The organism is Rhodococcus sp. KB6, assembly GCF_001445685.1.
Classification (GTDB): Bacteria; Actinomycetota; Actinomycetes; order Mycobacteriales; family Mycobacteriaceae; genus Rhodococcus_F; species Rhodococcus_F qingshengii.
This window is the reverse complement of record NZ_LNAK01000102.1, coordinates 141,670-153,937: the sequence shown is the minus strand read 5'-3', so window position 1 is coordinate 153,937 and position 12,268 is coordinate 141,670. Positions and strand designations below refer to the sequence as shown.

The window sequence follows — 12,268 nt, the reverse complement described above, 5'->3', positions numbered from 1 at the left end:
GTGAAGAATGAAGGGATCGAAAGTGGTTGCAGCTCTGAACGAAACCCTGCTCGAGGAATCACGGGTTCCCGCGGTCGTCGCGGACGTGCAGACCTTGATCGACGCAGAGGTTTCGGATAAGTCGGGGGCCTCAGGGCTGGCTCTCAAGGGTGGCTACGGCGCGGTCAAGAAGGTGAGCCCGTCCATCGTGCCGGACGCCGTCACCGCGCTTCTGCCGGCTTTCGTGGCAAAGCTCGAGCCGTACTGGCAGGAATTCTCGGCTTCCGGCGAAGGCAGCTTCGCCGATTTCATCAGCGCCCGCGGTGACGCGGTTGCCGATTCCCTCCTCGAGGTGACGGACGAGCGTATCGAGGGCAGCGACAAGGCCGTCGTCAAGTCGATGTACTCGAAGCTGCGCGGTTCGGCGAAGAAGCATGTGACTGCAGCTCTGCCGCGTCTGGGCGATGTGATCCAGAAGCACGCTGCATAAGCGAACGTAAAACGACGAGTGGCCCGGGAGTTTCTCTCGGGCCACTCGTCGTTTTCGGTGCGTTTGTCAGTGAGCCGAATGTCCGTGGCGCCAGAAGCCGGTGAAGGTGATGTCGGTTTTGGCGAACTTCCGGTCGTTCACGAGGTGCCGACGCAGCCCGGTGGTGAGTGCCTGTTCGCCGGCGACAAAGGTGTACGACGGCCCCTCGGGCAGTTCGGCGGCGCGGACGGTCTCGAGGGTCAGAACACCCGGCGTCGCGTGTTCGTCCTCGCGAACGAGCCAATGCACGTTGACGTTCGCCAACTCCGGAATGTCTTGCTTGTCTTCGATGTTCGGAATCTCGACGAAGACCTCGGCACGCAGGTCTGCGGGCGCGGATTCCAGAATGCCGATGATCGCGGGAAGTGCACTCTCGTCGCCGACGAGCAGTTGCCACTTGGCCTCGGGTGTGGGGTTGTAGATGCAGCCTTCGTCCAAGAGAGCGACCTCGTCGCCGGCCGACGCGGTGTCCGCCCACGCGGATGCCGGGCCGATGTCGCCGTGATAAGCGAAGTCGATGTCGATCTCCGTGGTCTCGCCGAAGAGACCGGATCCGGCGGCACGGTAGGCGCGAATCGTGTAGTTGCGCACGACGGGTCGCGTGTCCTTGGACATCAACAGGTACTGCGCATACCAGAGATTGCTGGCCGCGCTCGGCAACCGGAGTTCACTCTGGCCGACCTGCGGGATGAACATGCGGAACCACTGATCGGCACCCATCGGAGCGATGGTGGACAGCTCTTCGCCGGCAATGGTCACCCGGATGAAGCTGGGGCTGATTCGTTTGTTCGCCACGACCTGCGCCGACACGATGCTGCGTGAGGCCGGTTTCACGAACTTGGCGCGCTTGGCCATGACTGGTTGCTCCCTGATTATCTGTTACTCGTACCTAATCAGGTAACCCTAACCTGATTTACGGTCGCTGTGGAGTGGTGGGTCTGTCCTTTTCGACGACTTCGGGAGGAAGACCCCACTGCGCTCGGCCAAGTCGGCTCATCGGTGCGATTGCCGCGAAGTCCGGTAGGCCGTCGTCGGCGACAGCCTCGGGACGTACTGCGACCGCCACCACATTTCCCATCACGACAAATGAATTGCCGACCTCGATGACCTGGTGGAGCGTGCATTCGATGGCGATCGGGGAGTCGGCGACCCGGACGGGGCGAACCCGCTCGCTCGGCTCGCTACGGATGTTCAACTCGAGAAACTCGTCGGCCTCGGCGTCGTAGAAGGCGGAACTCTGGTTCACCACGTCGGCAAGCCTGGCAGTCGCCAGGTTGATCACGAATTCGCCGGTCGCTTCGATGTTGCGCAGACTGTCCTTGCGTCCGACCGACGTGAACTGCACGATCGGCGGCGCCGAACTTGCCACGGTGAAAAAGCTGTACGGAGCCAGATTGCCGACGCCGTCCGCCGACAGGGTGGACACCCAGGCAATCGGCCGGGGGACCACCGAAGCGGTGAGTAAGTGATAGAACCGGCGGGGTTCGAGCTCGGCTGGATCGAAGAGTGTGCGCACCCACACATAATGCCGCTGTCCCCGCCCCTGGGCATGCTTGCGCCCGAACATCTGACACTCTTGAAGGCGTGAATCCGTCCACTGCACAAGCCACAGCCGTCGTCGACGAACTGGTTCGTGGTGGCGTGCGTGAAGTCGTGCTGTGTCCAGGCTCTCGCAACGCGCCCCTCGCATTCGCCCTCCAGGCCGCCGACCTCGACGGCCGGTTGCGTCTGCACATGCGGATCGACGAGCGGACAGCAGGCTTTCTGGCACTCGGACTGGCAATCGCCGGGAAACGACCGGTCCCCATCGTGATGACTTCCGGGACCGCCGTCGCGAATCTCGGACCTGCTGTCCTCGAGGCCAACTACGCGCGAGTGCCGCTGGTGGTCCTGAGCGCCAACCGGCCGTACGAGATGCTCGGCACCGGCGCCAACCAGACCGTCGAGCAACTCGGGCTCTTCGGCAGTCAAGTCCGCGCAACCATCAGCCTGGGCCTGGCGGAGGACGATTCGACGCAGAACAGCCAGTGGCGCTCGGCGGTATGCCGGGTCCTCGCCGCTGCCCGCGGAACCCGATCCGGAAATGCGGGTCCGGTGCATTTCGACATTCCACTTCGTGAGCCGCTGGTGCCGGACGTGCACGTGCAGGGACCGGTCCCGGAGGGCCGTCCCGGCGGTGCGGCCTGGACCACCACCCAGAATGCGACGCTCGACGTTCCCGTCGATCTGGATCTCACCGCAGATACGGTGGTCATTTCCGGACACGGCAGCGCACTTCGGCCTGAGCTGGCCGGCCTGCCGACCGTGGCCGAGCCGACGGCTCCGATGCACGGGATCGCACTGCATCCACTCGCGCTATCGCAACTCAAGCCCAAGCAGGCGATCATCACCGGCCGCCCGACGTTGCATCGTCAGGTCTCGAAGGTGCTGGCCGACCCGGGCGTCGACGTCTACGCGCTGACTACCGGGCCGCGCTGGCCGGACGTATCCGGCAACGTACTCGCCACCGGAACCAGAGCAGTGGTCACCGGGACTCCCGATCCCGCCTGGATCGCTCGATGCGCCGCGCTGACCGAACACGCCGAAACTGCCGTCCGCAAGCAACTCGACGCCCACCCCAAGGCCACCGGCCTGCACGTGGCCGCTGCTGTGATGGATGCTCTCGCGGACGGCGACCAGCTTCTGCTCGGCGCATCCAACCCTGTTCGCGACGCGGCACTCGTGAGCTACCCCAAGCCCGCCGTGCGGGTGCTGTCGAATCGTGGCGTCGCAGGTATCGACGGCACCGTCTCGGCGGCGGTCGGTGCTGCGTTGGCGTACGACGGTGGCCGGACCGTCGCTCTCATGGGCGACCTGACCTTCCTGCACGACGCTTCCGGGCTGCTGATCGGGACCGGTGAGCCGAGGCCGAGCGACCTCACCATCGTCGTCGCCAACGACGACGGCGGCGGTATCTTCGAGCTCCTCGAACAAGGCGACCCGCAGTACGCCGGCGTCTTCGAGCGAGTGTTCGGAACACCACACGGCATGGACCTCGCTGCGCTGTGCGCGGCCTACCGCGTGCCGCACGCAGCGGTCACCGTCGACGCCCTGGCAACGACGCTGGCGCAACCGGCCAACGGCATTCGTGTGCTCGAGGTCGCGACGGATCGCAGTGGGCTGCGCGAACTCCACGCTTCCGTGCGGGCACAGCTGTGACGCAAACGGTTCTGCGTCGTCTCCGCATCGGCGTACTGGTGGTTGCGGTCGGCATTTCCGTGCTCGCGGTGATCCTGGTTCTCGGTGCCTGGCGCAACGATCGGACCATCGAATCGAACATGGGGACCGCAACTGCCGAGGTGCTCTCGGCAGGCTCGCTACGTTCGGCGATCAGCTTCGTGACACCGGACGGCGCCAACCACAACCCTGAACTCGGCGTGCTCTACCCCACCAATCTGACTGTGGGACAACGCATCGAGGTGGAGTACTCCAAAGCCGACCCTGATTTGGTCCGGGTAGCGGGACGCAACGCGACGGTGGCGCTGATCCCGGCAGGATCGGTGATCGTCGTGACGTGGCTCCTGGCTGGACCGTCGATCTGGTACCTGCGTAAGCGGGAAGCGCAGGCGGCAAGTTCGGCGCCGGTCGCCTCGAGTTAGTTCGCGCTTCGCCCGAACTTCACACGAACATGACGTGGACTTTTCCTGGCCCTGTCACCGTTCTCGGTGTGAGAGTAGCCATCGTTGCGGAGTCATTCCTGCCCAACATGAACGGCGTCACCAACTCGGTACTACGCGTGCTCGAACACCTCGATCGCACTGGCCACGACGCCATGGTCATTGCGCCGGACACTGTCGGATCCGACACCTCTGCCGCCACCGAACACGAAGGCGTTCAGGTGGTTCGGGTGCCAGCCGTCATGGTGCCCAAAGTCAGTTCACTTCCCGTCGGCCTGCCGCAACCACGATTGACCACGGCCGTGCGGACCTTCGCGCCCGACGTCGTCCATCTGGCGTCACCGTTCCTGCTCGGCGCCGGGGGAGTGGCCGTCGCGAAGCGGCTCGGGATCCCGACCGTCGCGGTCTACCAGACCGACGTCGCCGGATTTGCCGAAAGCTACGGTCTCGGCGTCACCAGTCGCGCCGCATGGGCGTGGACCCGTCGAATCCACAAGAGCTGCAACAGGACACTCGCGCCCTCCACGTCGGCAGTCGACGCCCTCGAAGAGCACGGCATTCCGCGCGTGCACCGATGGGCCCGCGGCGTCGACGCGCAACGATTCGCGCCTTCGCGTCGTAGCTCGGTGTTGCGGCGGTCCTGGATCGGTGACAGCGACCGGTTGGTGGTCGGCTTCGTCGGTCGCCTCGCGCCCGAAAAGCACGTCGAGCGACTGGCCGTGCTGGCGGCCGATCCCAGCGTGCAGATCGTGATCGTCGGAGACGGCCCGGATCGCGAGAACCTACGACGACTGATGCCGGACGCGATCTTCACCGGACAACTGGGCGGTACCGAGCTGGCCGACGCCTATGCGAGCCTGGACGTATTCGTTCACCCCGGCGAGCACGAGACCTTCTGCCAGGCGGTCCAGGAAGCCCTCGCGAGCGGTGTGCCTGTCGTCGGACCGGACGCCGGCGGACCACGTGACCTGATCTCGCATTGCCGCAACGGCTACCTCCTGCCGACGGACAGGTTCACCGAACTCCTGCCAAGCGCCGTGGACGCACTTCGTCAGCGTGATCTGCGGGTGCAGTTCGGCTCCGCGGCGAGGCGCTCGGTGCTGCACCGGACCTGGCCGGCAATCTGCGAAGAGTTGCTCCGTCACTACGAGGACGTGCAGGGCCTCGGGCGGCGAACGGGTGCCAGAGCAGCCTGAACGCCCTCCCTGCTCGAGGGTTGGTAGCGTTTCGGGTGTGGCCACTACACACGGAACCCGAGCAACTCTCGAGAAGCAACCGCACGAAGTAGCGTCGATGTTCGACGACGTCGCGGAGCGATACGACCTCACCAACACCGTGCTGTCCTTCGGCCAGGACAAGGGTTGGCGCAAGGCCACCCGCGAAGCCCTCGATCTGAAGCCGGGCGAGAAGGTGCTCGACCTCGCCGCCGGAACCGGAGTCTCGACCGTCGAACTGGGGCGCTCCGGTGCCTGGTGCGTCGCCACCGACTTCTCCAAGGGAATGCTCAAGGCTGGAATCTCGCGCAAGGTCCCGATGGTCGCTGGTGACGCGATGTACCTGCCCTACGCCGACAACGTGTTCGACGCCGCGACGATTTCCTTCGGTCTGCGCAACGTCTCCGACTTCGAAGCCGGACTGCGTGAGATCGCCCGCGTCACCAAGCCGGGCGGACGTCTCGTCGTCAGCGAGTTCTCGACGCCCGTTTTCGGACCCTTCCGCACGGTCTACATGGAATACCTCATGAAGGCGCTCCCGCAGGTCGCACGCAGCGTCAGCAGCAACCCCGACGCCTACGTCTACCTCGCCGAATCGATCCGCGCCTGGCCGACCCAGGAAGAGTTGGCCCGCAAGATCGAGGCTGCCGGGTGGAAGAACGTCAAGTGGCGCAACCTCACCGGCGGCATCGTGGCGCTGCATTACGCCACTGCCTGAACTGCTGTGCGCCTTTATCAACCCCCGGCGGTTATTAAAGGCGCACAGCACTTGCTCAACCGAACAACGGTCGGGAGTCGATCTTTCTCGACGCGGCCCCCGACGCCCGCCAGGCCCTCGCCGTCAGGTCGACGTCGGCGTAGGTGACGAGGTTCCCCATCACCCGAACGGCGACCGTCATCAGTGCCCGTGAGCGCATCGCGATCGGACCCGACGCGGGCAGGAACTGCGGAACCGTCAGCAGGCCGGCGAGCCGGCGCGCGACCGAGAACGCCTGCCCGTAATGCTCCCGAAGCACGGTCGGCCACAGCTCCGTCAGATCGTCGGTGCCGAGCTGTTCGACCACCAGACGTCCGCCTTCGAGTCCGTAGTCGATTCCCTCACCGTTGAGCGGGTTCACGCACGCTGCGGCGTCGCCGATCACGGCCCAGTTGCGTCCGGCGATGTTGGAAACGGCTCCACCCATGGGTAGCAAAGCCGAAGCGACGGAATGTATTTCGCTGCTCCACTGCCACTCGCTTCGGCGCTGATCGGTGTAGAGGTCCAGCAAGGGTCGCAGGGCACCTGGTGCCGGGCGCTTGGACGTCGCCAGTGTCCCGACGCCGATGTTCACCTCGCCGGTACCGAGCGGGAAGATCCAGCCGTACCCCGCCTGCAACGTGCCCTCCGCGTCCCGCAGTTCCAGATGCGAGGTGATCCACGGGTCGGCGCTGCGCGGCGTCGCGACATACGCGCGTGCCGCGACGCCGTACGCGGTGTCCCGGTGCCACTGCCGTCCCAGCTTCTTGCCGAGCGTCGAGCGAACGCCGTCGGCGATGATCAGCGTCTGACAACGAAGGGTGCTTCGTCCCGAGGGGCCGGCGAGTACGACGGCGGCTACTCGATCACCGTCGAGTTCGACGTCGACGGCCTTGGTGCCCTCGACCATGACCGCGCCCGATTCGACGGCGCACCGGCGAATGGCGTCGTCGAGTTCGGTGCGGGGGATCGCACTGCCGATCGGCGGGAACGACGTCCCCGGCCACTCGAGTTCGAGTTCTTGTCCGAAGCCGGACAACCGTAGTCCCTTGTTCGTCGTGTGTGACCGAACCCACTCGCCGAGGCCGAGGAGATCCAGTTCGGCCACGGCGCGCGGAGTGAGTCCATCACCACAAGTCTTGTCTCGCGGGAAGACGGCAGCGTCCACCAGCACGACGTCTCGGCCGCTGCGGGCGGCCCACGCCGCGGCCGAAGAACCCGCGGGACCTGCGCCGATGACCACAATGTCGGTTTCGTTCGGAAGCGAATCGACGACGGGGGACTGCTCTTCTACGGACACACTCACATCTTCCCAGGCTCGCGATCGCCACCGTGGCGAGGCCGTCCCGAGTGCGAACCGCTAGGTTCACTACCGTGGGAACCGAGCCGTCACTGACGACAGGAATGGGTACTGACATCGTGAGCACCGAAAAGACTGCTGCCGACGCAACCGCATCGAGCACCGTCGTTGCAGGCATCGACCTGGGCGACGAACAGCTCGCCGCAGTAGTGCGTGGTGGACTCTCCGATGTCGAAGAGTTGTTGGTCAGCGAGCTGTCCGACGGAGAAGACTTCCTCACCGAGGCTGCGCTGCATCTCGCGCGAGCTGGTGGAAAGCGCTTCCGTCCGTTGTTCACGATCCTGACCGCGCAACTCGGACCGGTGCCGAACGATCCGTCGATCATCACCGCAGCGACTGTCACCGAACTCGTTCACCTGGCGACGCTCTATCACGACGACGTCATGGACGAGGCGTCCATGCGGCGCGGAGCACCCAGCGCCAACGCCCGCTGGGGAAACAGCGTCGCGATCCTGGCCGGCGACTATCTGTTCGCGCACGCATCACGACTGGTGTCGACGCTCGGACCCGAGGCCGTTCGGATCATCGCCGAAACATTCGCCGAACTGGTCACCGGCCAGATGCGCGAGACGATCGGTGTCAAGAAGGAGCAGGATCCGGTCGAGCACTACCTCAAGGTCGTGTGGGAGAAGACCGGTTCGCTGATCGCTGCTTCGGGACGCTTCGGCGGCACCTTCTCCGGCGCCGACGCAGCTCACATCGAGCGCCTCGAGCGCCTGGGTGACGCCGTCGGCACCGCGTTCCAGATCTCCGACGACATCATCGACATCTCGTCCGTCTCGGCGCAGTCCGGCAAGACGCCCGGCACCGACCTGCGCGAGGGAGTCCACACCCTGCCCGTCCTGTACGCGTTCCGCGAAGAAGGGGCCGACGCAGATCGCCTGCGGGAGCTTCTCGCGGGCCCGGTTACCGAAGATGCCCTGGTGGAAGAAGCTCTCGAACTGCTCGAGCGTTCGCCGGGCATGGTCAAGGCGAAGGCAAAGCTCGGCGAGTATGCCGTCGCGGCGAAAGCTCAGTTGGCTGAGCTCCCGCAGGGACCGGCCAACGAAGCGCTCGTGCGTCTCGTCGATTACACGATCGAACGAGTCGGCTGACACCTCGGCGAATCGGGGCTACCGGGTGGAAACCCCGACAGTCACTGGGTGGGAACCCTGATGCCCCTGTCCTTCGTTGACTGAACAGAACCGGTGCATACACCGGGGAGTTCGGGTGAGCCTTCGGCTCCAGCGAGGCAAGAGGTGAGCGGTTTGCACGGCTACGCGAACGGTGCGAAGACATTCGGCTTGTTGGTGGGGATGTCGGCGCTGATCGTCTTCATCGGCTCGCTGTTCAACAGCCCGTTCCTTCTGTGGGGATCCGTTCTGTTTGCCGTCGGCATGAATGCCTACGTGTACTTCAACAGCGACAAGCTGGCGCTTCGATCGATGCGCGCCCAGCCCATCACCGAGGTCGAGGCACCGGCGATCTACCGGATCGTGCGCGAACTCGCCACGACGGCGCACCAACCGATGCCCAGGCTGTACGTCAGCCCCACGAACGCCCCGAACGCGTTTGCCACCGGTCGTAGCCCTCGGCATGCCGCGGTGTGCGTGACCAGCGGCATCATGCAGATCCTGAACGAACGCGAACTGCGTGCCGTGCTCGGGCACGAACTCTCCCACGTCTACAACCGGGACATTTTGATCTCGTCCGTGGCCGGCGCGATGGCCAGCGTCATCTCTGGCCTGGCCAACTTCGCGATGTACGCGAGCATCTTCGGCGGCCGAGGGAACGGGCAGGGAAGCAATCCGATCGCGCTGCTGCTCGTCTCCCTGCTGGGACCGATCGCGGCAACCGTGGTCAAGCTGGCCGTTTCGCGCTCTCGCGAGTACCAGGCGGATCAATCGGGAGCCGAGCTCACCGGTGACCCGCTGGCGTTGGCGTCGGCGCTGCGCAAGCTCGAGTCGGGCGTCGCAGCCGCGCCGTTGCCGCCTGAGCCCAAGCTCGCGGCGCAGTCCCACCTGATGATCGCCAACCCCTTCAGGGCGGGGGACAAGGTCAGCAAGCTGTTCTCGACGCATCCGCCCATGGCGGACCGGATCGAGCGTTTGGAGAAGATGGCGGGGATGTAGGGGCCTTCGGCCCCTGTGAGCCTTTCTGGTCGTCGGAACTACCAAAAAGGCGCACAGGGGCGCAGCCCCTACTACCGGTAGTTCACGAACTGCAGGGCGATCCCGAAGTCCTCACCCTTGAGCAGGGAGATGACGCCCTGGAGGTCGTCGCGCTTCTTGCTGCTCACACGAAGTTCCTCACCCTGGATCTGCGCCTTGACGCCCTTGGGGCCCTCGTCGCGAATCTTCTTGGTGATCTTCTTCGCGTTCTCGCTGCTGATGCCCTGGACCAAGGTTCCGGACAGCTTGTAGATCTTTCCGGACTGCGCCGGCTCGCCGGCATCGAATGCCTTCAGCGAGATGTCACGACGGATCAACTTCTCCTTGAACACGTCGAGGGCGGCCAGCAGTCGCTCCTCGGTGTCGGCGTTCAACGTGATCGTCTCTTCACCAGACCACTCGATCGACGCTCCCGTGTTTCGGAAGTCGAAACGCGTGGTCAACTCCTTGGCAGCCTGATGCAGGGCGTTGTCCACCTCTTGACGGTCAACCTTGCTCACCACGTCGAAGGACGAATCAGCCACTTCACACTCCCGCTTTCCGGTAGTTCACGAACATCGAGTTCCGCCCACCTTCCATACCGGTGGACACCTCGACGTTATCGGGTCGGCACCGCCCGTTACCACCCGGTTTGCAAAATGGGGGTGTGTTCGTTGTATTCTTCTCACCGCACCGAGGAAGCCGTTTTCGGCCGCCGCACGTCGCGATATACTTGCGAATGCGCCGGATCGAAGCCTGGTGCAAGCACGGCAGATTGCCCGAGCGGCCAATGGGAGCGGACTGTAAATCCGTCGGCTTATGCCTACGTAGGTTCGAATCCTACATCTGCCACACCAAGTCAGCCCCGATTCTCTTCGCGAGAGTCGGGGCTGACTTTTTTGTGCGTGTACCGAGGTCGAGCGCGCGTTGGCGACGCAGGCGCCGGCTTCGGCTCAGGGGTGTCGGGGGCTCAGGGGCCTCGGGATGGGCACCGGGGGATGGTTTCAGGGGGAGTGCAGGGTCGAGCTGGTTCCCGCAAAGCCCTCGCCAGCGGCCCCGATCGGTGCAACAATGGGCTCCGGCACCATTTTTGCCCCGATGACCAGCGGATTTGGTGCTGGCGCTCGTTCGTGTGTAATCTTTCGGAGGCTTCAAGAGAGCGGCAACGCACTCCTGAGCCACGCCCCCTTAGCTCAGTCGGTAGAGCGTTTCCATGGTAAGGAAAAGGTCAACGGTTCGATTCCGTTAGGGGGCTCGCTGGATTGTGGTGCCGTGCTTTCCGCGCGACACTCGACACCGAGGCGGTGTAGCTCAGTTGGTAGAGCAAACGACTCATAATCGTTGCGTCGCCGGTTCAAGTCCGGTCACCGCTACACAATATGCATGATCCACCCTGATTGCTCGTAATCAGATACACCCGAAAGAAGGCATCCCGTGGCCTCCTCGACCGACGTTCGGCCCAAGATCACCTTGGCCTGCGAGGTATGCAAGCACCGCAACTACATCACCAAGAAGAATCGGCGCAACGACCCCGATCGCCTGGAGCTCAAGAAGTTCTGCCCCAACTGCGGAACCCACCAGTCGCATCGCGAGTCGAAGTAGTAAGTCCTTAACAGGACGACGATTTTCGCGGAAGACCCTCTCTGGGCCTGCGTCTTCGGGTCCTAGCAAGAAGAGAGTCTCACCGCGTGACAGATTTGCAAGAGAACCAGGCAGCGGCCGAGGTCCCTACGGACCCGGCCGCTCATGCCGTCCAGATGGTCGGTCACCACTATCGTGTCGAAGACTTCTACGAGGTCGGACGCGAGAAGGTGCGCGAGTTCGCTCGCGCCGTCCAGGACGCCCATCCCGCGCACTACGACGAGTCGGCAGCAAAGGGCCTCGGATACGACGGCCTGATCGCTCCCATCACGTTCGTCGCCATCGTGGGTGCCATCGCTCAGCGACGTCTGTTCGAAGAGATCGTCACAGGCTACGACCTGAGTCAGATTCTTCAGACCGATCAGCGCTTGGTGCTGCACAAGCCCATGCAGGTCGGTGACCGACTCTTCTGCGACGTCTTCCTGGATTCGTTCAGGCAGGCCGCAGGTAGCGACATCATCGTGACCAAGAACATCATCACCGATCAGAACGACGAAGCCGTCGTCACCACGTGGACGACGCTTGTTGCTCGAACGGGTGGGGAAGTGGACGAGAACATCGCCCACGCAGTCAAGGACGTGATGATGCATGTCGCTTCGTAAATTTTCCGACGTGAGTGTCGGCGAACTTCTCCCTGAGAAGTCCGTCACCCTGACGCGTGGAAACCTCGCCAACTACGCGGGTGTTTCGGGAGATCCCAATCCGATTCACTTCAGTGACGAGGTCGCACGACTTGCCGGCTTGCCGGACGTCGTCGCGCACGGCATGCTCTCCATGGGCATCGGTGCCGGCTACGTCACCGAATGGCTGGGAGATCCGGGCGCAGTGACCGAGTACAACGTACGGTTCACGAGCCCGGTGATCGTGGCAGCCGACAAGGCTGCCGAGATCGAGTTCACCGCCAAGGTGAAGTCGATCGACGAAGAAAGCAAGACCGCAGTACTGGCAATTGTGGCCAAGTCCGAAGGTAAGAAGATCTTCGGTCGTGCCACTGCCACGGTCCGTCTAGCCTGATCGCAGGGCG

Annotated in this window: 14 protein-coding genes and 3 tRNA genes; 13 read left to right on the top strand and 4 right to left on the bottom strand. The window is 64.1% G+C overall.

Going from position 1 to position 12,268, the window contains the following annotated elements; all coding sequences use genetic code 11:
* The first annotated feature begins 22 nt into the window (after positions 1-22).
* Positions 23-469, top strand: coding sequence for a hypothetical protein (locus ASU23_RS14345; RefSeq protein ID WP_003941973.1), 447 nt, complete (start codon positions 23-25; stop codon positions 467-469).
* A gap of 66 nt (positions 470-535) precedes the next feature.
* Here ASU23_RS14345 and ASU23_RS14340 read toward each other — a convergent pair whose 3' ends face one another.
* Together ASU23_RS14340 and ASU23_RS14335 are read right to left on the bottom strand one after the other, a co-directional pair.
* Entirely contained in the window at positions 536-1,363 is an 828-nt protein-coding gene (locus tag ASU23_RS14340) for a siderophore-interacting protein (RefSeq protein WP_042453072.1), read from the bottom strand.
* Positions 1,364-1,421: 58 nt separating this feature from the next.
* On the bottom strand, positions 1,422-2,024 hold the full coding sequence (locus ASU23_RS14335) for a flavin reductase family protein (RefSeq protein ID WP_058038179.1): 603 nt from the start codon (positions 2,022-2,024) through the stop codon (positions 1,422-1,424).
* A gap of 68 nt (positions 2,025-2,092) precedes the next feature.
* Between ASU23_RS14335 and menD the strand changes: the two genes are divergently transcribed.
* From menD to ASU23_RS14315, 4 genes are all read left to right on the top strand, one after another.
* Entirely contained in the window at positions 2,093-3,706 is a 1,614-nt protein-coding gene (gene menD / locus ASU23_RS14330) for a 2-succinyl-5-enolpyruvyl-6-hydroxy-3-cyclohexene-1-carboxylic-acid synthase (protein ID WP_058038142.1), read from the top strand.
* Positions 3,703-4,146 (top strand): DUF3592 domain-containing protein, encoded by a 444-nt coding sequence (locus ASU23_RS14325; RefSeq protein ID WP_007728471.1) that lies wholly within the window; start codon positions 3,703-3,705, stop codon positions 4,144-4,146. Before menD ends, ASU23_RS14325 begins: the two co-directional genes overlap by 4 nt.
* Before the next feature lie 68 nt (positions 4,147-4,214).
* Positions 4,215-5,360: a glycosyltransferase family 1 protein gene (locus ASU23_RS14320; protein ID WP_216637125.1), complete on the top strand. Its 1,146-nt coding sequence runs from the start codon at positions 4,215-4,217 to the stop codon at positions 5,358-5,360.
* A 37-nt stretch (positions 5,361-5,397) separates the two neighbouring features.
* Positions 5,398-6,096, top strand: coding sequence for a demethylmenaquinone methyltransferase (locus tag ASU23_RS14315; protein ID WP_047268903.1), 699 nt, complete (start codon positions 5,398-5,400; stop codon positions 6,094-6,096).
* A 55-nt stretch (positions 6,097-6,151) separates the two neighbouring features.
* On the opposite strand, the gene ASU23_RS14310 is transcribed toward ASU23_RS14315, so the two are convergent.
* A complete protein-coding gene (locus ASU23_RS14310) occupies positions 6,152-7,420 on the bottom strand; it encodes a geranylgeranyl reductase family protein (protein WP_058038141.1) in 1,269 nt (422 codons plus the stop codon).
* A gap of 98 nt (positions 7,421-7,518) precedes the next feature.
* On the opposite strand from ASU23_RS14310, the gene ASU23_RS14305 reads away from it, so the two are divergent.
* Both ASU23_RS14305 and htpX read left to right on the top strand, forming a co-directional pair.
* Positions 7,519-8,568 (top strand): polyprenyl synthetase family protein, encoded by a 1,050-nt coding sequence (locus tag ASU23_RS14305; protein WP_037129929.1) that lies wholly within the window; start codon positions 7,519-7,521, stop codon positions 8,566-8,568.
* A 153-nt stretch (positions 8,569-8,721) separates the two neighbouring features.
* Positions 8,722-9,585, top strand: coding sequence for a zinc metalloprotease HtpX (gene htpX / locus ASU23_RS14300; RefSeq protein WP_007728460.1), 864 nt, complete (start codon positions 8,722-8,724; stop codon positions 9,583-9,585).
* Between the two features lie 71 nt (positions 9,586-9,656).
* On the opposite strand, the gene ASU23_RS14295 is transcribed toward htpX, so the two are convergent.
* Positions 9,657-10,148, bottom strand: coding sequence for a YajQ family cyclic di-GMP-binding protein (locus ASU23_RS14295; RefSeq protein WP_003941854.1), 492 nt, complete (start codon positions 10,146-10,148; stop codon positions 9,657-9,659).
* Between the two features lie 224 nt (positions 10,149-10,372).
* Between ASU23_RS14295 and ASU23_RS14290 the strand changes: the two genes are divergently transcribed.
* From ASU23_RS14290 to hadB, 6 genes are all read left to right on the top strand, one after another.
* Positions 10,373-10,455 (top strand) — tRNA-Tyr (locus tag ASU23_RS14290).
* A 330-nt stretch (positions 10,456-10,785) separates the two neighbouring features.
* Positions 10,786-10,858 (top strand) — tRNA-Thr (locus tag ASU23_RS14285).
* Between the two features lie 45 nt (positions 10,859-10,903).
* Positions 10,904-10,976, top strand: a tRNA-Met gene (locus ASU23_RS14280).
* Positions 10,977-11,037: 61 nt separating this feature from the next.
* Positions 11,038-11,205 carry a 50S ribosomal protein L33 gene (rpmG, locus tag ASU23_RS14275; protein ID WP_003941903.1) on the top strand — a complete coding sequence of 56 codons (168 nt, stop codon included), beginning with the start codon at positions 11,038-11,040 and terminating at the stop codon, positions 11,203-11,205.
* A gap of 86 nt (positions 11,206-11,291) precedes the next feature.
* Complete coding sequence (gene hadA, locus ASU23_RS14270) at positions 11,292-11,846, top strand: (3R)-hydroxyacyl-ACP dehydratase subunit HadA (protein ID WP_019744315.1); 555 nt, start codon at positions 11,292-11,294, stop codon at positions 11,844-11,846.
* Positions 11,833-12,258: a (3R)-hydroxyacyl-ACP dehydratase subunit HadB gene (gene hadB / locus ASU23_RS14265; RefSeq protein ID WP_003941909.1), complete on the top strand. Its 426-nt coding sequence runs from the start codon at positions 11,833-11,835 to the stop codon at positions 12,256-12,258. Before hadA ends, hadB begins: the two co-directional genes overlap by 14 nt.
* Positions 12,259-12,268 lie beyond the last annotated feature (10 nt).

Excerpts from the sequence above, each read along its gene's own strand:
- ASU23_RS14305 (WP_037129929.1), top strand. The coding sequence starts at position 7,519 with ATGGGTACTGACATCGTGAGCACCGAAAAGACTGCTGCCGACGCAACC.
- ASU23_RS14340 (WP_042453072.1), bottom strand. The coding sequence starts at position 1,363 with ATGGCCAAGCGCGCCAAGTTCGTGAAACCGGCCTCACGCAGCATCGTG.
- hadB (WP_003941909.1), top strand. The coding sequence starts at position 11,833 with ATGTCGCTTCGTAAATTTTCCGACGTGAGTGTCGGCGAACTTCTCCCT.